This window comes from Mesorhizobium sp. ORM8.1 (genome assembly GCF_053005525.2).
The window spans coordinates 203,576-223,475 of the sequence record NZ_CM132600.1 but is presented as its reverse complement, the minus strand read 5'-3'; the positions used below and the strand labels follow the sequence as shown (position 1 = coordinate 223,475).

The window sequence follows — 19,900 nt, the reverse complement described above, 5'->3', positions numbered from 1 at the left end:
TCATGAACGAGGAAGAACCATGAGCAGCAAGACCTGGACAGAAGTCGACGACTACATCGTCTCATCGCTTTTCGAAGCCGATCCCGTGCTTGACGCGGTGATCAAGGCCAATCGCGACCAGGGCCTGCCGGCGATCGACGTCTCGGCCGCGCAAGGCAAGCTCTTGTCGTTGCTGGTGCGCATCCGCGGCGCCAGGAAGGTGCTCGAGGTCGGAACGCTCGGCGGCTACTCGACCATCTGGATGGCCAGGGGCTGCCGGACGACGGCAGGATCGTCACGCTGGAGCTCGATCCGCACCACGCCAAGGTCGCGCGTTCGAACTTCGAGCGGGCAGGGGTTGCCGACAAGGTCGACCTGCGCATCGGCCCGGCGCTGCAATCGCTCGGCATCCTGGAGAGCGAAAAGGCCGGACCGTTCGACCTGATCTTCATCGACGCCGACAAGCCCAACAACGCAAACTACCTGTCCTTGGCGATGCGACTGGCGCGCTCCGGCACGGTTATCATCTGCGACAACGTCATCCGCGACGGCGCGGTGATCAGGCAAGACGGCCGCGACCCTTATGTCGAGGGCGCGCGCCGCGTTTTCCTTCATCGGCGGCGACAAGCGGCTGGACGGCACGGCCATCCAGACCGTCGGAGCCAAGGGCTATGATGGGTTTGCCATCGCGATCGTCGATTGAGCGGCCCGCCTTCTTCGCGATGACTTAATCGAAGAACGCCTCGACCACATTGCGCTTGCCCAGCATGAAGGCATCCGCAACGTGCTGCAGCGGCGCGAGATCGACGTCGGAAATGCCGGCGCGGACGATCTCGGCGAAGCGCTTATAGAGCATCGGGTATTCCGCTTCCGGCTCGTCATGGGCGAGCTTGCCGTCGATGGAGAGCTTCGAGCCGCCCCCGGAAAGCTGCATCCGGCCCTTGTCGGTCTCGGCCAGGATGTCCCAGCTTTGCGGGCCGGTCTGCAGCCAGTCGAGCTCCATCGTCACCGGTAGTCCGGTCGAGGTGCGGAAGACGACATGCGCAGCAACGGGCGCAGCTCTGTTCTCGGGAAAATCGAGCACGGCCGAGGTGATGAACATCGGCGGCAGGATGTGGGTCACGATCGAAAGCGCGTTGATGCCAGGATCGAAGACGCCGAAGCCCCCGGCTCCCAGATCCATTCCTGGTTCGGGTGCCAGCGGCGCACGTCTTCCTTCCAGTTGATCGCAGCCGAGCTGATCTTGGCCGAGGCGAGGAAGGCGCGCGCGGCCTCGACAGCCGGTGCATAGCGTGAATGCCAGCTGGCGAAGAGCGAGACGCCGCTCTTTGCTGCAAGCGCCTTCAGGTGCTCGACCTCGCTGACAGTGGCGCCCGGCGGCTTTTCCAGGAAGACATGCTTGCCCGCTTCGAGCGCGGTGCGCGCGGCATCGTAGCGGAACTTCGGCGGCATGCAGAGCGAGACCGCATCGAGGCTAGGCTCCGCGGCAAGCATCGCCTCGATCGTCGGGTAGTTGGGAATCCCGTCGACCTTGCCGTGCCGGCTGGCCGCCGCGGTGAGCTGAAAGTCGCCATCCTTGGCGACCGCAGGCAGGTGCTGGTCGCGCACGATCTTGCCCACGCCGACGATACCGAGCTTGATGGGACTGCTGGTCATGGGAGCTCCAGGTGATGCAAGAGTGGGCGTTCTAGGCAGGAGAATCTTGTCCGGCAAGCCGGCGGGGCGTTATCGCGCGCGGGTGCGAAACGCGCGCGGGTGCGAAATCAGATCGGCTCGTCGAAAGTGACGATCGAGACTTCGCCCTCGAGCGCGCCCTGATAGGCCGACAGATGCGGTTCCTCGTCGGGCACGCCGTCCATGTCGCCGATCTGGTCGAGCTCGGCTTCAGCGAATCCTTCCGCCGCGAGCGATTCGAGCGCGCGCCGTACGGCCGAATCATCGTCGGGCGCCACCAGCATCACATGGACGCCTTCGGACTTGCCGCCTTTCTTCTTCCAGACCCGTCCGGTGATGATGGTCACCGGTCGTTCTTCGTTGTCGTTCACAGGTCGATTCCTTCATTGCCGGGAAATTGCCCCGCATAACCGGCCTTTTGCCATGAAGCCGGCAAGGAGGACAGTCGAAAGCCGGTCACTTTCTTCCTCGTCCTTGAAAAAAGGCGCAAGAAAATTACATGCGTTTTCCGCATGGCTGCCAAGACCCGAACCGAGCGCAATATTTGGCGTTCCGGGGTTGACGGTTGGTAGGGTTGCGAGTAGAAGCCGCCCAGTCAGAACCGATGTGAGGCTTTCCTGTCCGAAGCGACACGCTTTGGAGTTTGCCTCAAACAGGGTTCGTTTTACGAGCGAAAAGACATTTCCGGCGCGCATGAAGCGGCTTCCGCTTCCTCTGCATTTGTTCGGGCAGGACCGCGAGGCGCGGTGTTTTGCCCGAATTTGCGTATGGAAAAGACGCTTTGAGCGGCCCTGACAGGGCAGACACGGAATTGAGAGACAAGAGGGTTTAATGCCTACCGTCAACCAGCTGATCCGCAAGCCGCGCCTGGCGCCGGTGAAGCGAAACAAGGTCCCGGCCATGCAGCAGAACCCGCAGAAGCGGGGCGTCTGCACGCGCGTCTACACCACGACGCCGAAGAAGCCGAACTCGGCGCTGCGCAAAGTGGCCAAGATCCGCCTGACCAACGGTTTCGAAGTGATCGGCTACATCCCCGGCGAAGGTCACAACCTTCAGGAGCACTCGGTGGTCATGATCCGCGGCGGTCGCGTCAAGGATCTGCCGGGCGTCCGCTACCACATCATCCGCGGCGTGCTCGACACGCAGGGTGTGAAAAACCGCAAGCAGCGTCGTTCGAAGTACGGCGCCAAGCGTCCGAAGTAAGGGTTTCCCATGTCCCGTCGTCACAGTGCAGAAAAGCGTGAGATCAATCCGGACCCCAAGTTCGGCGATCTCGTCGTCACCAAGTTCATGAACGCCGTCATGTATGACGGCAAGAAGTCGGTTGCCGAGACCATCGTCTACGGCGCGCTCGACCAGGTTCAGTCGAAGACCAAGCAGGAGCCGGTCACCGTCTTCCATCAGGCGCTCGACAATGTCGCGCCGCATGTGGAAGTGCGCTCGCGTCGCGTCGGCGGCGCCACCTACCAGGTTCCGGTCGACGTGCGCCCCGAGCGCCGTCAGGCGCTGGCCATCCGCTGGCTGATCGCCGCGGCCCGCAACCGCAACGAGACCACGATGGTCGATCGCCTCTCGGGCGAGCTGATGGACGCGGCCAACAACCGCGGCACGGCTGTCAAGAAGCGTGAAGACACCCACAAGATGGCAGAAGCCAACCGCGCCTTCGCGCACTACCGCTGGTAAAGCGCGAACAGGACTGAGAGGCAGCTACGATGGCCCGCGAATACAAAATCGAAGACTACCGCAATTTCGGTATCATGGCGCATATCGACGCCGGCAAGACGACGACCACCGAGCGCGTCCTCTATTACACGGGCAAGTCGCACAAGATCGGCGAAGTGCACGACGGCGCTGCCACCATGGACTGGATGGAGCAGGAGCAGGAACGCGGCATCACCATCACCTCGGCCGCGACCACGACCTTCTGGAAGGGCCGTGACGGCAAGATGCGCCGCTTCAACATCATCGACACCCCCGGACACGTCGACTTCACCATCGAGGTCGAGCGTTCGCTGCGCGTCCTCGACGGCGCCATCGCGCTGCTCGACGCCAACGCCGGTGTCGAGCCGCAGACCGAGACCGTGTGGCGCCAGGCCGACAAGTACCACGTGCCGCGCATGATCTTCTGCAATAAGATGGACAAGATCGGCGCCGACTTCTACCGCTCCGAGGAAATGATCGGCTCGCGCCTTGGCGCCCAGGCCGTCGTCATGCAGCTGCCGATCGGCGCCGAGACCGAGTTCAAGGGCGTTGTCGACCTCGTCGAGATGAACGCGCTTGTCTGGCGCGACGAGACCCTGGGCGCTGCCTGGGACGTCGTCGAGATCCCGGCCGACCTCAAGGAAAAGGCCGAGCAGTACCGCGAGAAGATGATCGAAGCCGCCGTCGAGATGGACGAGACGGCGCTCGAGAATTACCTCGAAGGCAAGATGCCGTCGAATGACGAGATCCGCGCGCTGATCCGCAAGGGCACGATCGCCGTGAAGTTCTACCCGATGTTCTGCGGCTCGGCCTTCAAGAACAAGGGCGTGCAGCCGCTGCTCGACGCCGTTGTCGAATACCTGCCGTCGCCGATCGACGTGCCGGCCATCAAGGGTGTCGACGCCAAGACCGACGCCGAGATCGAGCGTCATGCCGATGACAATGAGCCGCTTTCGATGCTGGCGTTCAAGATCATGAACGACCCGTTCGTCGGTTCGCTGACCTTTGCCCGCATCTACTCGGGCAAGCTCGCCAAGGGCGTCTCGGTCGACAACACCGTCAAGGGCAAGAAAGAGCGCATCGGCCGTATGCTGCAGATGCATGCGAATTCGCGCGCCGACGTCGAAGAGGCTTTTGCCGGCGACATCGTCGCGCTTGCCGGCCTCAAGGACACGACCACCGGCGACACGTTGTGCGATCCGCTGCATCCGGTCATCCTCGAGCGCATGGAATTCCCCGATCCGGTCATCCAGATCGCCATCGAGCCGAAGACCAAGAACGATCAGGAAAAGATGGGCCTCGCCCTTCACCGCCTGGCCGCCGAGGATCCGTCCTTCCGCGTCAAGACCGACGAGGAATCGGGCCAGACCATCATCTCCGGCATGGGCGAGCTTCACCTGGACATCATCGTCGACCGCATGCGTCGCGAGTTCAAGGTCGAGGCCAATGTCGGCGCGCCGCAGGTGGCCTATCGCGAGACGATCACCCGCAGGCACGAGCAGGACTACACGCACAAGAAGCAGACCGGCGGTACCGGCCAGTTCGCTCGCGTCAAGATCGTGTTCGAGCCGAATTCCGAGAGCGAAGAGTTCGTGTTCGAGTCCAAGATCGTCGGCGGTGCTGTTCCGAAGGAATACATCCCCGGCGTCGAAAAGGGCATCAACAGCGTCATGGGTTCCGGCCCGTTCGCAGGTTTCCCGATGATCGGCGTCAAGGCGACGCTCATCGACGGCGCCTTCCACGATGTCGACTCCTCGGTGCTGGCGTTCGAAATCGCGTCGCGTGCGTGCTTCAAGGAAGCCGCGCCGAAGCTCGGCGTTCAGCTGCTGGAGCCGATCATGAAGGTCGAGGTCGTGACGCCGGAAGACTATGTCGGCGGCGTCATCGGCGACCTCAACGGCCGTCGTGGCCAGATCCAGGGCCAGGAAGCGCGCGGCGTTGCCGTCGTCATCAACGCGATGGTGCCTTTGGCCAACATGTTCAAGTACGTCGACAATCTGCGTTCGATGTCGCAGGGCCGCGCCCAGTACACGATGCAGTTCGACCACTATGAGCCGGTTCCGACCGCGGTCGCCCAGGAAGTCCAGAAGAAATACGCGTAACTCGAGCGGGTTGCACGAGACCTTAATTCAAGCCCCGCACGGGCAAGCAGGAATGGAGAGATCACATGGCAAAAGGTAAATTCGAGCGCACCAAGCCGCATGTGAACATTGGCACGATCGGCCACGTCGATCATGGCAAGACGTCGCTGACGGCGGCGATCACGAAGTATTTTGGCGAATACAAGCGCTATGACCAGATCGACGCGGCGCCCGAAGAGAAGGCGCGCGGCATCACCATTTCGACGGCGCATGTCGAGTATGAGACGGCTGCCCGCCACTATGCCCATGTCGACTGCCCCGGCCACGCCGACTATGTGAAGAACATGATCACCGGTGCCGCCCAGATGGACGGCGCGATCCTGGTTGTCTCGGCCGCCGACGGCCCGATGCCGCAGACCCGCGAGCACATCCTGCTTGCCCGTCAGGTCGGCGTGCCGTCGATCGTGGTGTTCCTGAACAAGGTCGACCAGGTCGACGACGCCGAGCTGCTCGAACTGGTCGAGCTCGAGGTTCGCGAGCTTCTGTCGAAGAACGAGTTCCCCGGCGACGACATTCCGATCGTCAAGGGTTCGGCGCTTGCCGCGTTGGAAGATTCCAACAAGACCATCGGCGAGGACGCGATCCGCGAGCTGATGGCTCAGGTCGACGCCTACATCCCGACGCCGGTTCGTCCGCTCGACAAGCCGTTCCTGATGCCGATCGAAGACGTGTTCTCGATCTCGGGCCGCGGCACGGTCGTGACCGGCCGCGTCGAGCGCGGCATCGTCAAGGTTGGCGAGGAACTGGAAATCGTCGGCATCCGCCCGACCACCAAGACGACCTGCACGGGCGTCGAGATGTTCCGCAAGCTGCTCGACCAGGGCCAGGCCGGCGACAACATCGGCGCGCTGCTGCGCGGCGTTGACCGTGAAGGCGTTGAGCGCGGCCAGGTTCTGGCCAAGCCCGGCACCGTCAAGCCGCACAAGAAGTTCGTGGCCGAAGCCTACATCCTGACCAAGGACGAAGGTGGCCGTCACACGCCGTTCTTCACCAACTACCGTCCGCAGTTCTACTTCCGCACCACGGACGTGACCGGCATCGTGACGTTGCCGGAAGGCACCGAGATGGTCATGCCTGGCGACAACATCACCGTCGATGTCGAGCTGATCGTGCCGATCGCCATGGAAGAGAAGCTGCGCTTCGCCATCCGTGAAGGCGGCCGCACCGTCGGTGCCGGCATCGTCGTCACCATCAAAGAGTAATTTGGACTTAAACCGATCTGTCGCGGGCGCGGGAGCTGCCCGCGCCGCGCCAGAACAAGGAATTGACGCATGAACGGACAGAATATCCGCATCCGCCTTAAGGCGTTTGACCACCGCGTGCTCGACGCCTCGACGAAGGAAATCGTGTCGACGGCCAAGCGTACCGGCGCAAACGTTCGCGGGCCCATTCCGCTGCCGACGCGGATCGAAAAATTCACGGTCAACCGGTCGCCCCACGTCGACAAGAAGAGCCGCGAGCAGTTCGAGATGCGCACGCACAAGCGGTTGCTCGACATCGTCGATCCGACCCCGCAGACCGTCGATGCTTTGATGAAGCTCGATCTGGCCGCCGGTGTCGACGTCGAGATCAAGCTCTAAGGGAACGAGAGCGCGGTAAGGGGCGGTGCCCCTGGCCCGGAACTCTAAAGGAATTGAACCGATGCGTTCAGGTGTGATTGCAAAGAAGGTGGGAATGACCCGCATCTATAACGATGCCGGCGAACACGTTCCCGTCACCGTTCTCCAGATGGAGAACTGCCAGGTCGTGGCTCAGCGCACGCAAGAGAAGAACGGCTACACCGCCGTCCAGCTCGGCGTTGGCCTTGCCAAGGTGAAGAACACGTCGAAGGCGCTGCGCGGCCATTTCGCTGCCGCCTCCGTCGAGCCGAAGGCGAAGCTCGCCGAGTTCCGCGTCTCCGCCGACAACATGATCGATGTCGGCGCCGAGATCACCGTCGAGCACTTCGTCGCCGGCCAGAAGGTCGACGTCACCGGCACCTCGACCGGTAAGGGTTTCCAGGGCGTCATCAAGCGGCACCACATGGGTGGCGGCCGCGCCACGCACGGTAACTCGGTCTCGCACCGCACGCACGGTTCGACCGGTCAGCGCCAGGACCCCGGCAAGGTGTTCAAGGGCAAGCATATGGCCGGCCACATGGGCGACACCCGCGTCACCACGCAGAATGTCGAGGTTGTCTCGACTGACGCCGATCGCGGTCTGATCCTGATCCGCGGCGCCGTCCCCGGCGTCAAGGGCGCCTGGATCCTGGTTCGCGACGCTGCCAAGGTTGCGCTGCCGGCCAACGCGCCGAAGCCCGCCGCGATCCGTGCCGCCGCCGCCAAGAATGAAGCCCCGGCCACCGAGGGAGCGGAATAATGGACATCAAGATCACAACGCTGGGCGGCAAAGACGCCGGCAAGGTGGAACTCTCCGAGGAGATTTTCGGCCTTGACCCACGCGAGGACATCCTGCAGCGCGTCGTGCGCTGGCAGCTCGCCAAGAAGCAGCAGGGCACGCACAAGGCCAAGGGCCGCGCCGAGATCGCGCGCACCGGCGCCAAGATGTACAAGCAGAAGGGTACGGGCCGCGCTCGTCACCACTCGGCTCGCGCTCCGCAGTTTCGCGGCGGCGGCAAGGCGCACGGCCCGGTCGTTCGCAGTCACGAGCATGAGCTGCCGAAGAAGGTTCGCGCTCTGGGCTTGAAGCATGCTCTCTCGGCCAAGGCCAAGAGCGCGTCGATCATCGTCATCGACGAGCTGAAGCTGACCGAGGCCAAGACCAAGGCGCTGATTGCGAATTTCGCGACGCTGGGCCTGACCAACGCTTTGGTCATCGGCGGCGCCGAGCTTGACAAGAACTTCAAGTTGGCGGCGACCAACATCCCGAACATCGACGTGCTGCCCATCCAGGGCATCAACGTCTACGACATTCTGCGCCGCGGCACGCTGGTCCTTTCGAAGGCCGCCGTCGAGGCTCTCGAGGAGCGCTTTAAATGACCGACCTTCGTCATTACGACGTGATCGTCTCGCCGGCGATCACCGAAAAGTCGACCATGGCTTCCGAGAACAACCAGGTCGTCTTCAACGTCGCCAAGAAGGCGTCGAAGCCGGAAATCAAGGCCGCGGTCGAAGCGCTGTTTGGCGTCAAGGTCACGGCTGTGAACACGCTCGTCCGCAAGGGCAAGATCAAGCGCTTCCGCGGCACCGTTGGCCGCCAGGGCGACGTCAAGAAGGCGGTAGTGACGCTGGCCGATGGCCAGTCGATCGACGTCGCGACGGGTCTCTGAGCAAGGCCGCGAGGACAGAACAATGGCACTTAAGAAATTCAACCCGGTAACGCCGAGCACCCGCCAGCTGGTCATCGTCGACCGCTCGGGCCTCTACAAGGGCAAGCCCGTCAAGGGCCTGACCGAAGGCCTGACCAAGTCGGGCGGCCGCAACAATTACGGCCGCATTACGGCCCGCTTCATCGGCGGCGGTCACAAGCGTTCGTACCGCATCATCGACTTCAAGCGTAAGAAGTACGATGTCGTCGGCACGGTCGAGCGTATCGAATACGATCCGAACCGCACCGCCTTCATCGCGCTGATCAAGTATGACGATGGCGAGCTGTCCTACATCATCGCCCCGCAGCGCCTTGCCGCCGGCGACAAGATCGTGGCCGGCGAAGCGGTCGACGTGAAGCCGGGCAATGCGATGCCGCTGGCCTCGATGCCGGTCGGCACGATCGTCCACAACATCGAGCTGAAGCCGGGCAAGGGCGCCCAGGTCGCCCGTTCGGCGGGTGGCTACGCCCAGCTCGTCGGTCGCGACCAGGGCATGGCGATCCTGCGCCTCAACTCGGGTGAGCAGCGTGTCGTTCACGGTTCCTGCATGGCCACGGTCGGCGCCGTGTCGAACCCCGACCACGGCAACATCAACGACGGCAAGGCCGGCCGCACGGTTTGGCGTGGCAAGCGCCCGCACAATCGCGGCGTGACCATGAACCCGGTCGACCATCCGCATGGCGGTGGTGAAGGCCGCACCTCGGGTGGCCGTCATCCGGTCAGCCCATGGGGCAAGCCGACCAAGGGCAAGAAGACGCGGTCCAACAAGGCGACCGATAAGTTCATCCTGCGCTCGCGCCATCAGCGCAAGAGCTAAGAAGAGGTAACGCCAAGTGACTCGTTCTATTTGGAAAGGCCCCTTCATCGACGGCTACCTTCTCAAGAAGGTAGACAAGGTTCGTGAAGGTGGTCGCAATGAGGTGATCAAGATGTGGAGCCGTCGCTCCACCATCCTGCCGCAGTTCGTCGGCTTCACCTTCGGTGTCTACAACGGCCAGAAGCACGTCCCGGTCTCGGTGAACGAGGACATGGTCGGCCACAAGTTCGGTGAATTCGCTCCGACCCGGACCTATTACGGTCACGGCGCGGATAAGAAGGCGAAGAGGAAATAATCATGGGCAAGGCCAAAGCTCCGCGCAGGCTTGCTGACAACGAAGCGCGCGCCGTTCTGCGCACGATCCGTATCAGCCCGCAGAAGCTGAACCTGGTTGCCGCGCTGATCCGCGGCAAGAAGGTCGCGACCGCGCTCTCCGACCTCGAATTCTCGGCCAAGCGGATTTCCGGCACGGTCAAGAAGACGTTGGAATCGGCGATCGCCAACGCGGAAAACAATCACGACCTCGACGTCGATGCGCTGGTGGTGGCGGAAGCCTATGTCGGCAAGTCGATCGTCATGAAGCGTTTCCACGCTCGTGGCCGCGGTCGCGCCAGCCGTATCGAGAAGCCGTTTTCGCACCTCACGATCGTCGTTCGTGAAGTCGAGGAAAAAGGGGAGGCCGCATAATGGGCCAGAAAGTCAATCCGATCGGGCTGCGTCTCGGCATCAATCGTACCTGGGATTCGCGCTGGTTCGCGAACACCGGCGAGTACGGCCAGCTGCTGCATGAGGACATCAAGATCCGCAAGTATCTTGAGAAGGAACTCAAGCAGGCCGCGATCTCCAAGGTCGTGATCGAGCGTCCGCACAAGAAGTGCCGCGTCACCATACATGCGGCGCGTCCGGGCCTGATCATCGGCAAGAAGGGCGCCGACATCGAGAAGCTTCGCAAGAAGCTGACCGAGATGACGAAGTCCGAGACGCACCTCAACATCGTTGAAGTGCGCAAGCCGGAAATCGACGCCACGCTGATCGCGCAGTCGATCGCCCAGCAGCTTGAGCGCCGCATCGCGTTCCGCCGCGCCATGAAGCGTGCCGTTCAGTCGGCCATGCGTCTCGGCGCCGAAGGCATCCGCATCAACTGCTCCGGTCGTCTCGGCGGCGCCGAAATCGCGCGCATGGAGTGGTACCGCGAAGGCCGCGTGCCGCTGCATACGCTGCGCGCCGATGTCGACTACGGCACGGCCGAGGCCAACACGGCTTACGGTATCTGCGGCGTCAAGGTGTGGGTGTTCAAGGGCGAGATCCTCGAGCACGACCCGATGGCTTCCGAGCGTCGCGCCACCGAAGGTGATGCAGCGCATGGCGGCGGCGGTGGTGAGCGCGAACGCGGTCGCCGTCGCGAGAACGCCTGAGACATTTGAGAATTTGGAGTTAGAACGATGCTGCAGCCAAAGCGCACAAAGTTCCGTAAGCAGTTCAAGGGCCGTATCCACGGTACCGCCAAGGGCGGCACCAACCTGGATTTCGGCGGTTTCGGGCTGAAGGCGCTTGAGCCGAACCGCGTTACCGCGCGCGAGATCGAGGCGGCCCGCCGCGCGATCACTCGCGAGATGAAGCGCGCCGGCCGCGTCTGGATCCGGGTGTTCCCGGATCTGCCGGTCACCTCGAAGCCGACCGAAGTGCGTATGGGTAAAGGCAAGGGCGCCGTCGATTATTGGGCGGCCCGCGTCAAGCCTGGCCGCATCATGTTCGAGATCGACGGCGTCAGCGAGGAGATCGCGCGTGAAGCGCTGCGTCTCGGCGCCGCCAAGCTCTCGGTTAAGACGCGCTTCGTACAGCGCATCGCAGAATAAGGACGGGCTGAACCATGAAAGCCGAAGACATCCGGACCAAGACCCAGGATCAGCTGACCGACGACCTGGCGGCCCTCAAGAAGGAGCAGTTCAACCTGCGCTTCCAGAAGGCGACTGGCCAGCTCGAGAAGACCGCGCGCGTGAAGCAGGTCCGCAAGGACATCGCGCGCATCAAGACCATTGCCGCGCAAAAAGCCGCGGCCAAGAAGGGTTAAGACCATGCCAAAGCGCATCCTGCAGGGCACCGTCGTCAGCGACAAGAACGAGAAGACGGTCGTCGTCAAGGTCGAGCGTCGCTTCACGCATCCGGTCATGAAGAAGACCGTGCGCATGACCAAGAAGTACAAGGCGCACGACGAAACCAACGCCCACAAGGTTGGCGATGAGGTGTTCATCCAGGAATCGAAGCCGATTTCCAAGGACAAGCGCTGGATCGTCATCACCTCGGACCAGGCGTAAACAACGAATTTTGGACAGACCGGGGAGGGGGCGTCGCGCGCCTGTCCCGTTAGAAAAGAAGAAGGCGGCCAGTCATGATTCAGATGCAAACAAACCTCGACGTCGCGGACAATTCCGGCGCCCGTCGTGTCATGTGCATCAAGGTGCTGGGCGGTTCGAAGCGGAAGTATGCCTCCGTCGGCGACATCATCGTGGTGTCGATCAAGGAAGCCATTCCGCGCGGCCGCGTTAAGAAGGGCGATGTGATGAAGGCGGTCGTGGTTCGCACGGCCAAGGACATCCGCCGCCCGGACGGCAGCGTGATCCGTTTCGACAAGAACGCGGCCGTTCTCGTCGACAATAAGAAAGAGCCGATCGGCACGCGTATCTTCGGGCCGGTTCCGCGCGAGTTGCGCGCCAAGAACCACATGAAGATCATCTCGCTCGCGCCTGAAGTGCTGTAAGGAGCCGGACCAATGCAAAAGATCAAAAAAGGCGACAAGGTCGTCGTGCTTGCCGGCAAGGACAAGGGCCGTTCGGGCGAAGTCCTGTCGGTTCAGCCGAAGGAAGACACCGCGCTGGTGCGCGGCGTCAACATGATCCGTCGTCACCAGAAGCAGACCCAGTCCCAAGAGGGCGGGATCATCACCAAGGAAGCGCCGATCCACCTGTCGAATATCGCGCTGGCCGACCCCAAGGATGGCAAGCCGACCCGCGTCGGCTTCACCACCCAAAAGGACGGCAAGAAGGTGCGCGTCGCCAAGCGTTCGGGAGAAGTCATCAATGGCTAAGGCTGCAAGCAAGCAGGCAACTGCAAAGAACGAGCCCCGCCTCAAGAAGGTCTACAACGAGACCATCCGCAAGGCGATGCAGGAGCAGTTCGGCTACGACAACGACATGCAGGTTCCGCGCATCGACAAGATCGTGCTGAACATGGGTGTCGGCGAAGCGACCGCGGACTCCAAGAAGCCCTCGGTCGCCGCCGAGGATCTCGCGATGATCGCCGGCCAGAAGGCCGTCGTCACCCGCGCCCGCAACTCGATCGCGGGCTTCAAGGTGCGCGAGAACATGCCGATCGGCGCCAAGGTCACGTTGCGCAAGGAACGCATGTACGAGTTCCTCGACCGCCTCGTGAACATCGCGCTGCCGCGCGTTCGCGACTTTCGCGGACTGAACCCGAAGAGCTTTGACGGCCGTGGCAACTACGCCATGGGCATCAAGGAACACATCGTGTTCCCGGAGATCAACTACGACAAGGTTGATCAGGTCTGGGGCATGGACGTCATCGTTTGTACGACGGCGAAGACGGACGACGAGGCCAGGGCATTGCTCAAGGCTTTCAACTTCCCCTTCCGCCAGTAACGGCAGCGAAAAAGGAAAAATCTGAAATGGCAAAGACCAGCTCAGTCGAGAAGAACAACAGGCGCCGCAAGCTTGCCGACCAGTACGGTCCCAAGCGCGCTGCGCTGAAGGCGATCATCATGGATCAGTCGAAGCCGATGGAAGAGCGCTTCCGCGCTCAGCTGAAGCTCTCGGCAATGCCGCGCAATTCGGCAAAGATCCGCATCCGCAACCGTTGCGAAGTGACGGGCCGCCCGCGCGCCTATTACCGCAAGCTCAAGCTTTCGCGTATCGCGCTTCGTGATCTCGGCAATAACGGCCAGATCCCGGGCCTGGTCAAGTCGAGCTGGTAAGGAGACACTGAGATGTCATTGAGCGATCCCCTCGGCGATATGCTGACCCGCATCCGCAACGCCTATGGCCGCAAGAAGTCGACCGTTTCGACTCCGGCCTCGCGTTTGCGTACCCGTGTTCTCGACGTGCTGAAGTCGGAAGGCTACATCCGCGATTACAGCCAGACCGACTTCGACAACGGCAAGTCCGAAATCGAAATCGAGCTGAAGTATTTCGACGGTGCGCCGGTCGTGCGCGAAATCGCCCGCGTCTCGAAGCCGGGCCGCCGCGTCTATGTGTCGGCCAAGTCGATTCCGCATGTCGCCAACGGCCTCGGCATCGCCATCCTTTCGACACCGAAGGGCGTGATGGCCGACCACGAAGCGCGCGAACAGAACGTCGGCGGTGAGATCCTCTGCCAGATCTTCTGATCTGGCAGCTGACCGCAAAGTGGAATCCGGTCTTCGGATCGTTCCCGAAGACAGAGACCTGAAACAAGAGAAGTGACGAGGACAACAAAATGTCTCGTATTGGAAAGAAACCCGTTTCGCTGCCGCAGGGCGTGACCGCGACCGTCAACGGCCAGACCGTGACGGCGAAGGGCCCCAAGGGCGAGTTGAAGTTCGTGGTCAATGACGAAGTGCTGGTCAAGATGGAAGGCAGCGAGATCGCTGTCCAGCCGCGCGACCAGACCAAGACCGCACGCTCCAAGTGGGGCATGTCGCGCACGCAGATCGTCAACATCCTGCAGGGCGTCAAGGACGGCTTCGAGAAGAAGCTCGAGATCACCGGTGTCGGCTACCGCGCGGCGTTGCAGGGCAAGAACCTGCAGCTGGCACTTGGCTTCAGCCATGACGTCGTCTACGAGACGCCGGCTGGCATCACGATCACCGTGCCGAAGCCGACGGAAATCACGATAACCGGCATCGACAAGCAGCAGGTCGGCCAGGTTGCAGCCGAGATCCGCGAGTATCGCGGTCCCGAGCCTTACAAGGGCAAGGGCGTGCGCTATGCCGGCGAGCGCATCGTGCGCAAGGAAGGCAAGAAGAAGTAATAGCTTGGCCCCGAAAAGTTGCAGACTTTTCGGAAGAGGCCTAGTCGGAGAATACAACGCCGCGGGGCGCAACCGCGGGAGGCTCGGCCTACCGCACAGGGTTAGCCCCGTTTACTGAAGGCAAGGAACTGACATCATGGCTAGCCCAAAAGAAACCATCCAGCGTCGCGCGCAGCGCGTCCGCCGCCAGCTCAAGAAGGTCGCCGGCGAGCGTCCTCGGCTTTCGGTGCACCGCACCTCGAAGCATATCTACGTCCAAGTCATCGACGACGCGAACGGCCACACGCTGGCTGCCGCCTCGACGCTTGAGAAGGACCTCAAGGGTTCGCTCAAGACCGGCGCCGACACCGCTGCCGCGGCCGCGATCGGCAAGCTGATCGCCGAGCGCGCCACCAAGGCCGGCGTCAAGGAAGTCGTCTTCGACCGTGGCCCGTACATCTATCACGGCCGCGTCAAGGCGCTGGCCGAGGCTGCCCGCGAAGGTGGTCTGAGCTTCTAATGGCTTGATCCCGAAAAGTTGCAGACTTTTCGGACAAGATCAGGCAAAGGAAAATAATTCGCCCCCGGCGACCGTTTCCCGTTTTTTCGGGGCACAGAGGCGCCGGATCTTATCATCAACCGTGCTTCCGGAAAAAAACAAGGAACAGGATATGGCACAGGAACGTAGGGATGGCGGCCGCGGCCGCGATCGTGAAGAACGCGATGACGGCATGGTGGACAAGCTCGTCCACATCAACCGCGTCGCCAAGGTCGTCAAGGGCGGCCGTCGCTTTGGTTTTGCAGCACTCGTCGTCGTCGGCGACCAGAAGGGCCGCGTCGGCTTCGGTCACGGCAAGGCGCGCGAAGTGCCGGAAGCCATCCGCAAGGCGACCGAATCTGCCAAGCGCGACATGATCTTCGTGCCGCTGCGCTCGGGCCGCACGCTGCATCACGATGTCGAAGGCCGCTGGGGCGCGGGACGCGTCCTGCTGCGCGCTGCCAAGCAGGGTACCGGCATCATCGCCGGTGGTCCGATGCGCGCCGTCTTCGAGACGCTCGGCATGCATGACGTGGTCGCCAAGTCGATGGGTTCGTCGAACCCCTACAACATGGTCCGCGCCACCTTCGACGCGCTGAAGAGCCAGATGCATCCGAAGGATGTGGCCGCCGCTCGCGGCATCAAGTACTCGACCCTTCAGGCCCGCCGCGGCACCGCCGTTGCGGCTGAAGAATAGTCGATCTGACCAGGGATTTTGACCATGGCCAAGAAAGCTACCAAGACCATCACCGTTGAGCAGATCGGTTCGCCGATCCGCCGCCCGAAGGAACAGCGCGCAACGCTGGTCGGCCTCGGCCTCAACAAGATGCACAAGCAGCGCACGCTGGAAGACACCCCTTCCGTGCGCGGCATGATCGCTGCCGTCCAGCACCTCGTCCGCGTCGTGGACGAGGGCTGAACAGAAGCGCAGGAGAACTCAGATGAAACTCAACGATCTGCGTGACAAGGACGGCGCGACGCACTCCAAGAAGCGTCTTGGCCGCGGCATCGGTTCCGGCTCGGGCAAGACAGCCGGTCGCGGCGTCAAGGGCCAGAAGGCGCGCTCGGGCGTCGCCATCAACGGCTTCGAGGGTGGCCAGATGCCGCTCTACCGGCGCCTGCCGAAGCGTGGCTTCAACAACATCTTCGCCAAGAGCTTCACGGTCGTGTCGCTGGCCCGTATCCAGGCCGCCGTCGACGCCAAGAAGCTCGACGCCAAGGCGACCGTGACGGCCGAGACCCTGGTTGCCGCCGGCGTCATCCGCCGCGTCAAGGACGGCGTGCGCGTGCTGTCCGACGGCGAGCTCAAGGCCAAGCTCTCCTTCGACGTCGCCGGCGCCTCCAAGGCCGCGATCGAGAAGATCGAAAAGGCCGGCGGTTCGGTGAAGTTGCCCGAAGCGGCCGCCGCCGAGTAACGGCGATTTGAAGCGCGGCCGGCCCGAATGCATTCGCATTTGCCGCCGAACCGCGCTTTGCTCCGTTGAATTGAGCGGCCGCGTCAACGCGGCCGCTTGCATGTTTACAGTCCGGAGCTTATCTCGTGAGCTTCGGTGACACGCGCCGCCTGAGCTGCGGACATCGAGCGTGACCTAGCGGAGAATCAGGCATGGCTTCGGCTGCTGAACAACTAGCCTCCAATCTGAATTTTGCGGCCTTCGCCAAGGCCGAGGATCTGAAGAAGCGCATCTGGTTCACGATCGGTGCGCTGCTCGTCTATCGCCTCGGCACCTACATCCCGCTTCCCGGCATCAACCCCGACGCCTTCGCCCAGGCCTTCTCCTCGCAGAGCAAGGGCGTGCTCGGCATGTTCAACATGTTCGCCGGCGGCGCCGTGCAGCGCATGGCGATCTTTGCGCTGGGCATCATGCCCTACATCTCCGCCTCCATCATCATGCAGCTGATGACGTCGGTCATTCCGTCGCTGGAAGCGCTGAAGAAGGAAGGCGAGCAGGGCCGCAAGATCATCAACCAGTACACGCGCTACGGCACCGTGCTTCTGGCGCTGGTCCAGGCCTATGGCATTTCGATCGGCCTCGAAGGCGGCGCCGGCATCGTCAACGATCCGGGCATCTTCTTCCGGCTCTCGACCGTCTGCACGCTGGTCGGCGGCACCATGTTCCTGATGTGGCTCGGCGAGCAGATCACCGCGCGCGGCATCGGTAACGGCATTTCGCTGATTATCTTTTCCGGCATCGTCGCCGGCCTGCCACGGGCAATCTCCGGCACACTGGAACTTGGCCGCACCGGCGCCTTGTCGACTGGCCTGATCCTGGCGATCATCGTGCTCGCCATCATCGTTATCGGCCTGATCGTCTTCTTCGAGCGCGCGCAGCGCCGCCTGCTGATCCAGTATCCGAAGCGCCAGGTCGGCAACCGCATGTTCCAGGGCGACACCTCGCATTTGCCGCTGAAGCTCAACACGTCGGGCGTCATTCCGCCGATCTTCGCGTCTTCGCTGCTGCTTTTGCCGGCAACTGTCGCCGGCTTCTCGCAGTCGACCAACCTGCCGGGCTGGGCAAGCACCATCCTGGCCTCGCTCGGCCACGGCCAGCCGCTCTACATGATCTTCTACGCGAGCATGATCGTCTTCTTCGCCTTCTTCTACACGGCGATCGTCTTCAACCCGAAGGACACTGCCGACCAGCTCAAGAAGCATTCCGGCTTCATCCCGGGCTATCGTCCGGGCGAGCGCACCGCCGATTACATCGACTATGTGCTGACGCGCGTCACCGTCATCGGCGCCATCTACCTAGTGCTTGTCTGTCTGCTGCCGGAGTTCCTGATTTCGGCGACTGGCGTACCTTTCTACCTCGGTGGCACATCGCTTCTGATCGTGGTCAGTGTCACGCTCGACACGGTGGCGCAGATTCAGGGTCACCTGATCGCGCACCAATATGAGGGCCTGATCAAGAAGTCGAAGTTGCGCGGGGGGAAGAGGAGCAGATGAGGCTGATATTGCTTGGGCCGCCAGGGGCGGGCAAGGGGACGCAAGCACAAAGACTGGTAGAAAAACACGGCATACCCCAGCTCTCGACGGGTGACATGCTGCGTGCAGCAGTCCAGGCAGGAACCGAAGTCGGCAAGCGCGCCAAGGCGGTGATGGACGCCGGCGAGCTGGTGTCCGACGCCATCGTCAACGCGATCGTCGCCGAGCGCATCGACCAGCCCGACTGCGCCAATGGTTTCATCCTCGACGGCTATCCGCGCACGCTGGTGCAGGCTGACGCGGTCGAGGCCATGCTCGCCGAGCGCGGCATTGCCCTCGACACCGTCATTGAGCTCGTCGTCGACGACAAGGCGCTCGTGGGGCGGATCATCAAGCGGGCTGAGGATGCCAAGGCCGCCGGCCAGCCGGTGCGCAAGGACGACAACCCCGAGGTGTTCGAGGAGCGCCTGCGCGAATATTACAAAAAGACGGCGCCGCTGACCGGCTACTACTACGCCAAAGGCAAGCTCAAGACCGTCGACGGCATGGCCGGTATCGATGCGGTGACCGCGGAGATCGGCAAGGTGCTCGCGGCTGCGGTGAAGTAGGCCGCGGCAACAATTAAAGATTGCGCTTGACTGGAGAGAGCCGCTGGGGTATGGCGGCCCGTCTTCCTGTCAGGCATGGAGTTTGCTTGCCCCAAAAGGGCAGGGCATCCGTTTTGAACCAGGAAACTCCCGCAAGGGCCGGCCTCCACCGGACGCGGGGCAACTTTGACAGTGCCGGCCTGCCTTGTTTGTCAGGGTTGTCCGGCCCATATGGAGAAAGAGAAGAATATGGCTCGTATAGCCGGCGTCAACATTCCGACCAACAAGCGCGTCGTCATTGCGCTTCAGTACATTCACGGCATCGGCAAGAAGTTTGCCCAGGAGATCGTCGACAAGGTCGGCATCCCGGCGGACCGTCGCGTCAACCAGTTGACCGACGCGGAAGTGCTGCAGATCCGCGAGACGATCGACCGCGACTACCAGGTCGAAGGCGACCTGCGCCGCGAAGTCTCGATGAACATCAAGCGGCTGATGGACCTCGGCTGCTACCGTGGCCTGCGTCACCGCCGCTCGCTGCCGGTCCGCGGTCAGCGCACGCATACCAATGCGCGCACCCGCAAGGGCCCGGCCAAGGCGATCGCCGGCAAGAAGAAGTAATTAGGGCAGTAAGGGAGTAGGGCAGTAAGGCAATAGGATCGGCAGACATACTGCCCTACTGCCATATTCCCCTACTGCCTTCTCCCTGGTGTAGCCGCTGGCATTACGGCGGTGTAGAGATCAACTGAAAGGACTATTATGGCCAAGGAAGCCGCTCGTGTTCGCCGTCGCGAACGCAAGAACATCTCGTCGGGCGTCGCCCACGTCAATTCGACCTTCAACAACACCATGATCACCATCACCGACGCGCAGGGCAATTCGATTGCCTGGTCGTCGGCCGGTGCCCAGGGCTTCAAGGGTTCGCGCAAGTCGACCCCGTTCGCCGCCCAGATGGCTGCCGAGGACGTCGCCAAGAAGGCGCAGGAGCACGGCATGCGCATGCTCGAGGTCGAGGTCTGCGGACCCGGCTCCGGTCGCGAATCGGCGCTGCGCGCCCTGCAGGCCGCTGGCTTCACCATCACCTCGATCCGTGACGTGACGCCGATCCCGCACAATGGCTGCCGCCCGCGCAAGAAGCGTCGCGTCTAACAATTACTGAACGCCGCGCGAACGCTCCTGAGGGCGGTCCTCCACGGTATTTCCAGGCTGCCCGCCACGATTGGATGGTGGCG

Annotated in this window: 31 protein-coding genes and 2 pseudogenes; 30 read left to right on the top strand and 3 right to left on the bottom strand. The window is 62.6% G+C overall.

The window, feature by feature from the left end:
- Positions 1–19 precede the first annotated feature (19 nt).
- A pseudogene (locus ACVDG8_RS01135) lies at positions 20–682 on the top strand (O-methyltransferase).
- Between the two features lie 24 nt (positions 683–706).
- Here ACVDG8_RS01135 and ACVDG8_RS01130 read toward each other — a convergent pair.
- From ACVDG8_RS01130 to ACVDG8_RS01120, 3 genes and pseudogenes are all read right to left on the bottom strand, one after another.
- Positions 707–1,635, bottom strand: a pseudogene (locus ACVDG8_RS01130) (Gfo/Idh/MocA family protein).
- Positions 1,636–1,742: 107 nt separating this feature from the next.
- On the bottom strand, positions 1,743–2,024 hold the full coding sequence (locus ACVDG8_RS01125) for a transcriptional regulator (protein ID WP_447253039.1): 282 nt from the start codon (positions 2,022–2,024) through the stop codon (positions 1,743–1,745).
- Positions 2,025–2,036: 12 nt separating this feature from the next.
- The gene (locus ACVDG8_RS01120; RefSeq protein WP_447253038.1) at positions 2,037–2,348 is read right to left on the bottom strand and encodes a hypothetical protein; all 312 of its coding nucleotides are present in this window, start codon (positions 2,346–2,348) and stop codon (positions 2,037–2,039) included.
- Between the two features lie 136 nt (positions 2,349–2,484).
- On the opposite strand from ACVDG8_RS01120, the gene rpsL reads away from it, so the two are divergent.
- The 29 genes from rpsL (at position 2,485) to rpsK (ending at position 19,817) form a co-directional block, all read left to right on the top strand.
- Positions 2,485–2,856, top strand: a complete 372-nt coding sequence (rpsL, locus tag ACVDG8_RS01115; RefSeq protein ID WP_006202128.1) for a 30S ribosomal protein S12 — start codon at positions 2,485–2,487, stop codon at positions 2,854–2,856.
- A 9-nt stretch (positions 2,857–2,865) separates the two neighbouring features.
- A complete protein-coding gene (rpsG, locus tag ACVDG8_RS01110) occupies positions 2,866–3,336 on the top strand; it encodes a 30S ribosomal protein S7 (protein ID WP_112099612.1) in 471 nt (156 codons plus the stop codon).
- A gap of 29 nt (positions 3,337–3,365) precedes the next feature.
- Entirely contained in the window at positions 3,366–5,456 is a 2,091-nt protein-coding gene (fusA, locus tag ACVDG8_RS01105) for an elongation factor G (protein WP_447253037.1), read from the top strand.
- Positions 5,457–5,521: 65 nt separating this feature from the next.
- Positions 5,522–6,697, top strand: a complete 1,176-nt coding sequence (gene tuf, locus ACVDG8_RS01100; RefSeq protein ID WP_447253036.1) for an elongation factor Tu — start codon at positions 5,522–5,524, stop codon at positions 6,695–6,697.
- 69 nt (positions 6,698–6,766) lie between these two features.
- A complete protein-coding gene (gene rpsJ / locus ACVDG8_RS01095; RefSeq protein WP_010909272.1) occupies positions 6,767–7,075 on the top strand; it encodes a 30S ribosomal protein S10 in 309 nt (102 codons plus the stop codon).
- 61 nt (positions 7,076–7,136) lie between these two features.
- On the top strand, positions 7,137–7,853 hold the full coding sequence (gene rplC / locus ACVDG8_RS01090; RefSeq protein ID WP_447253035.1) for a 50S ribosomal protein L3: 717 nt from the start codon (positions 7,137–7,139) through the stop codon (positions 7,851–7,853).
- Positions 7,853–8,473 (top strand): 50S ribosomal protein L4, encoded by a 621-nt coding sequence (gene rplD / locus ACVDG8_RS01085; RefSeq protein WP_371012101.1) that lies wholly within the window; start codon positions 7,853–7,855, stop codon positions 8,471–8,473. Before rplC ends, rplD begins: the two co-directional genes overlap by 1 nt.
- Complete coding sequence (locus ACVDG8_RS01080; protein ID WP_371012100.1) at positions 8,470–8,763, top strand: 50S ribosomal protein L23; 294 nt, start codon at positions 8,470–8,472, stop codon at positions 8,761–8,763. The genes rplD and ACVDG8_RS01080 overlap by 4 nt, the downstream gene beginning before the upstream one ends.
- 22 nt (positions 8,764–8,785) lie before the next feature.
- Positions 8,786–9,619 (top strand): 50S ribosomal protein L2, encoded by an 834-nt coding sequence (gene rplB, locus ACVDG8_RS01075; protein ID WP_027170366.1) that lies wholly within the window; start codon positions 8,786–8,788, stop codon positions 9,617–9,619.
- A 16-nt stretch (positions 9,620–9,635) separates the two neighbouring features.
- Entirely contained in the window at positions 9,636–9,914 is a 279-nt protein-coding gene (gene rpsS / locus ACVDG8_RS01070; protein WP_006205463.1) for a 30S ribosomal protein S19, read from the top strand.
- 2 nt (positions 9,915–9,916) lie between these two features.
- Positions 9,917–10,306: a 50S ribosomal protein L22 gene (gene rplV / locus ACVDG8_RS01065; protein ID WP_010909277.1), complete on the top strand. Its 390-nt coding sequence runs from the start codon at positions 9,917–9,919 to the stop codon at positions 10,304–10,306.
- Positions 10,306–11,034: a 30S ribosomal protein S3 gene (gene rpsC / locus ACVDG8_RS01060; RefSeq protein WP_371012099.1), complete on the top strand. Its 729-nt coding sequence runs from the start codon at positions 10,306–10,308 to the stop codon at positions 11,032–11,034. The genes rplV and rpsC overlap by 1 nt, the downstream gene beginning before the upstream one ends.
- 27 nt (positions 11,035–11,061) lie before the next feature.
- Positions 11,062–11,475, top strand: a complete 414-nt coding sequence (rplP, locus tag ACVDG8_RS01055) for a 50S ribosomal protein L16 (protein ID WP_371012098.1) — start codon at positions 11,062–11,064, stop codon at positions 11,473–11,475.
- Positions 11,476–11,489: 14 nt separating this feature from the next.
- A complete protein-coding gene (gene rpmC, locus ACVDG8_RS01050; RefSeq protein WP_371012097.1) occupies positions 11,490–11,690 on the top strand; it encodes a 50S ribosomal protein L29 in 201 nt (66 codons plus the stop codon).
- A gap of 4 nt (positions 11,691–11,694) precedes the next feature.
- Positions 11,695–11,934 (top strand): 30S ribosomal protein S17, encoded by a 240-nt coding sequence (rpsQ, locus tag ACVDG8_RS01045; protein ID WP_140815876.1) that lies wholly within the window; start codon positions 11,695–11,697, stop codon positions 11,932–11,934.
- Between the two features lie 74 nt (positions 11,935–12,008).
- Positions 12,009–12,377: a 50S ribosomal protein L14 gene (rplN, locus tag ACVDG8_RS01040; protein ID WP_006205457.1), complete on the top strand. Its 369-nt coding sequence runs from the start codon at positions 12,009–12,011 to the stop codon at positions 12,375–12,377.
- A 12-nt stretch (positions 12,378–12,389) separates the two neighbouring features.
- On the top strand, positions 12,390–12,704 hold the full coding sequence (rplX, locus tag ACVDG8_RS01035; protein WP_371012096.1) for a 50S ribosomal protein L24: 315 nt from the start codon (positions 12,390–12,392) through the stop codon (positions 12,702–12,704).
- The gene (rplE, locus tag ACVDG8_RS01030; protein WP_371012095.1) at positions 12,697–13,275 is read left to right on the top strand and encodes a 50S ribosomal protein L5; all 579 of its coding nucleotides are present in this window, start codon (positions 12,697–12,699) and stop codon (positions 13,273–13,275) included. Before rplX ends, rplE begins: the two co-directional genes overlap by 8 nt.
- A 26-nt stretch (positions 13,276–13,301) precedes the next feature.
- Positions 13,302–13,607 carry a 30S ribosomal protein S14 gene (gene rpsN / locus ACVDG8_RS01025; protein WP_447253034.1) on the top strand — a complete coding sequence of 102 codons (306 nt, stop codon included), beginning with the start codon at positions 13,302–13,304 and terminating at the stop codon, positions 13,605–13,607.
- A 12-nt stretch (positions 13,608–13,619) separates the two neighbouring features.
- On the top strand, positions 13,620–14,018 hold the full coding sequence (rpsH, locus tag ACVDG8_RS01020) for a 30S ribosomal protein S8 (protein WP_371012093.1): 399 nt from the start codon (positions 13,620–13,622) through the stop codon (positions 14,016–14,018).
- A gap of 89 nt (positions 14,019–14,107) precedes the next feature.
- The gene (gene rplF / locus ACVDG8_RS01015; RefSeq protein ID WP_371012092.1) at positions 14,108–14,641 is read left to right on the top strand and encodes a 50S ribosomal protein L6; all 534 of its coding nucleotides are present in this window, start codon (positions 14,108–14,110) and stop codon (positions 14,639–14,641) included.
- Between the two features lie 136 nt (positions 14,642–14,777).
- Positions 14,778–15,140 carry a 50S ribosomal protein L18 gene (gene rplR / locus ACVDG8_RS01010; RefSeq protein WP_371012091.1) on the top strand — a complete coding sequence of 121 codons (363 nt, stop codon included), beginning with the start codon at positions 14,778–14,780 and terminating at the stop codon, positions 15,138–15,140.
- Positions 15,141–15,291: 151 nt separating this feature from the next.
- Positions 15,292–15,855, top strand: coding sequence for a 30S ribosomal protein S5 (gene rpsE / locus ACVDG8_RS01005; protein ID WP_006333394.1), 564 nt, complete (start codon positions 15,292–15,294; stop codon positions 15,853–15,855).
- A gap of 24 nt (positions 15,856–15,879) precedes the next feature.
- Positions 15,880–16,077: a 50S ribosomal protein L30 gene (gene rpmD / locus ACVDG8_RS01000; protein WP_006205449.1), complete on the top strand. Its 198-nt coding sequence runs from the start codon at positions 15,880–15,882 to the stop codon at positions 16,075–16,077.
- Between the two features lie 22 nt (positions 16,078–16,099).
- A complete protein-coding gene (gene rplO / locus ACVDG8_RS00995) occupies positions 16,100–16,573 on the top strand; it encodes a 50S ribosomal protein L15 (RefSeq protein ID WP_447253033.1) in 474 nt (157 codons plus the stop codon).
- Between the two features lie 191 nt (positions 16,574–16,764).
- The gene (secY, locus tag ACVDG8_RS00990) at positions 16,765–18,105 is read left to right on the top strand and encodes a preprotein translocase subunit SecY (protein ID WP_447253032.1); all 1,341 of its coding nucleotides are present in this window, start codon (positions 16,765–16,767) and stop codon (positions 18,103–18,105) included.
- A complete protein-coding gene (locus tag ACVDG8_RS00985; RefSeq protein WP_447253031.1) occupies positions 18,102–18,692 on the top strand; it encodes an adenylate kinase in 591 nt (196 codons plus the stop codon). The genes secY and ACVDG8_RS00985 overlap by 4 nt, the downstream gene beginning before the upstream one ends.
- Positions 18,693–18,920: 228 nt before the next feature.
- Complete coding sequence (gene rpsM / locus ACVDG8_RS00980; RefSeq protein WP_027170351.1) at positions 18,921–19,289, top strand: 30S ribosomal protein S13; 369 nt, start codon at positions 18,921–18,923, stop codon at positions 19,287–19,289.
- A 138-nt stretch (positions 19,290–19,427) separates the two neighbouring features.
- A complete protein-coding gene (gene rpsK / locus ACVDG8_RS00975; protein ID WP_006205444.1) occupies positions 19,428–19,817 on the top strand; it encodes a 30S ribosomal protein S11 in 390 nt (129 codons plus the stop codon).
- Positions 19,818–19,900: the final 83 nt, after the last annotated feature.

What these genes read in the sequence shown, in the direction of transcription:
- rplP (WP_371012098.1), top strand. Translation starts at nt 11,062, where the DNA reads ATGCTGCAGCCAAAGCGCACAAAGTTCCGTAAGCAGTTCAAGGGCCGT.
- rplD (WP_371012101.1), top strand. Translation starts at nt 7,853, where the DNA reads ATGGACATCAAGATCACAACGCTGGGCGGCAAAGACGCCGGCAAGGTG.
- tuf (WP_447253036.1), top strand. Translation starts at nt 5,522, where the DNA reads ATGGCAAAAGGTAAATTCGAGCGCACCAAGCCGCATGTGAACATTGGC.
- rpsN (WP_447253034.1), top strand. Translation starts at nt 13,302, where the DNA reads ATGGCAAAGACCAGCTCAGTCGAGAAGAACAACAGGCGCCGCAAGCTT.
- rpsM (WP_027170351.1), top strand. Translation starts at nt 18,921, where the DNA reads ATGGCTCGTATAGCCGGCGTCAACATTCCGACCAACAAGCGCGTCGTC.
- rpmD (WP_006205449.1), top strand. Translation starts at nt 15,880, where the DNA reads ATGGCCAAGAAAGCTACCAAGACCATCACCGTTGAGCAGATCGGTTCG.
- rplX (WP_371012096.1), top strand. Translation starts at nt 12,390, where the DNA reads ATGCAAAAGATCAAAAAAGGCGACAAGGTCGTCGTGCTTGCCGGCAAG.
- rpsJ (WP_010909272.1), top strand. Translation starts at nt 6,767, where the DNA reads ATGAACGGACAGAATATCCGCATCCGCCTTAAGGCGTTTGACCACCGC.
- rpsC (WP_371012099.1), top strand. Translation starts at nt 10,306, where the DNA reads ATGGGCCAGAAAGTCAATCCGATCGGGCTGCGTCTCGGCATCAATCGT.
- fusA (WP_447253037.1), top strand. Translation starts at nt 3,366, where the DNA reads ATGGCCCGCGAATACAAAATCGAAGACTACCGCAATTTCGGTATCATG.
- rplC (WP_447253035.1), top strand. Translation starts at nt 7,137, where the DNA reads ATGCGTTCAGGTGTGATTGCAAAGAAGGTGGGAATGACCCGCATCTAT.
- ACVDG8_RS01080 (WP_371012100.1), top strand. Translation starts at nt 8,470, where the DNA reads ATGACCGACCTTCGTCATTACGACGTGATCGTCTCGCCGGCGATCACC.
- rpsE (WP_006333394.1), top strand. Translation starts at nt 15,292, where the DNA reads ATGGCACAGGAACGTAGGGATGGCGGCCGCGGCCGCGATCGTGAAGAA.
- rplO (WP_447253033.1), top strand. Translation starts at nt 16,100, where the DNA reads ATGAAACTCAACGATCTGCGTGACAAGGACGGCGCGACGCACTCCAAG.
- rplE (WP_371012095.1), top strand. Translation starts at nt 12,697, where the DNA reads ATGGCTAAGGCTGCAAGCAAGCAGGCAACTGCAAAGAACGAGCCCCGC.
- rpsQ (WP_140815876.1), top strand. Translation starts at nt 11,695, where the DNA reads ATGCCAAAGCGCATCCTGCAGGGCACCGTCGTCAGCGACAAGAACGAG.
- ACVDG8_RS00985 (WP_447253031.1), top strand. Translation starts at nt 18,102, where the DNA reads ATGAGGCTGATATTGCTTGGGCCGCCAGGGGCGGGCAAGGGGACGCAA.
- ACVDG8_RS01120 (WP_447253038.1), bottom strand. Translation starts at nt 2,348, where the DNA reads ATGCGCGCCGGAAATGTCTTTTCGCTCGTAAAACGAACCCTGTTTGAG.
- rplR (WP_371012091.1), top strand. Translation starts at nt 14,778, where the DNA reads ATGGCTAGCCCAAAAGAAACCATCCAGCGTCGCGCGCAGCGCGTCCGC.
- rplB (WP_027170366.1), top strand. Translation starts at nt 8,786, where the DNA reads ATGGCACTTAAGAAATTCAACCCGGTAACGCCGAGCACCCGCCAGCTG.
- secY (WP_447253032.1), top strand. Translation starts at nt 16,765, where the DNA reads ATGGCTTCGGCTGCTGAACAACTAGCCTCCAATCTGAATTTTGCGGCC.
- rpsK (WP_006205444.1), top strand. Translation starts at nt 19,428, where the DNA reads ATGGCCAAGGAAGCCGCTCGTGTTCGCCGTCGCGAACGCAAGAACATC.
- rpmC (WP_371012097.1), top strand. Translation starts at nt 11,490, where the DNA reads ATGAAAGCCGAAGACATCCGGACCAAGACCCAGGATCAGCTGACCGAC.
- rpsL (WP_006202128.1), top strand. Translation starts at nt 2,485, where the DNA reads ATGCCTACCGTCAACCAGCTGATCCGCAAGCCGCGCCTGGCGCCGGTG.
- rplN (WP_006205457.1), top strand. Translation starts at nt 12,009, where the DNA reads ATGATTCAGATGCAAACAAACCTCGACGTCGCGGACAATTCCGGCGCC.
- rplV (WP_010909277.1), top strand. Translation starts at nt 9,917, where the DNA reads ATGGGCAAGGCCAAAGCTCCGCGCAGGCTTGCTGACAACGAAGCGCGC.
- rpsG (WP_112099612.1), top strand. Translation starts at nt 2,866, where the DNA reads ATGTCCCGTCGTCACAGTGCAGAAAAGCGTGAGATCAATCCGGACCCC.
- rpsH (WP_371012093.1), top strand. Translation starts at nt 13,620, where the DNA reads ATGTCATTGAGCGATCCCCTCGGCGATATGCTGACCCGCATCCGCAAC.
- rplF (WP_371012092.1), top strand. Translation starts at nt 14,108, where the DNA reads ATGTCTCGTATTGGAAAGAAACCCGTTTCGCTGCCGCAGGGCGTGACC.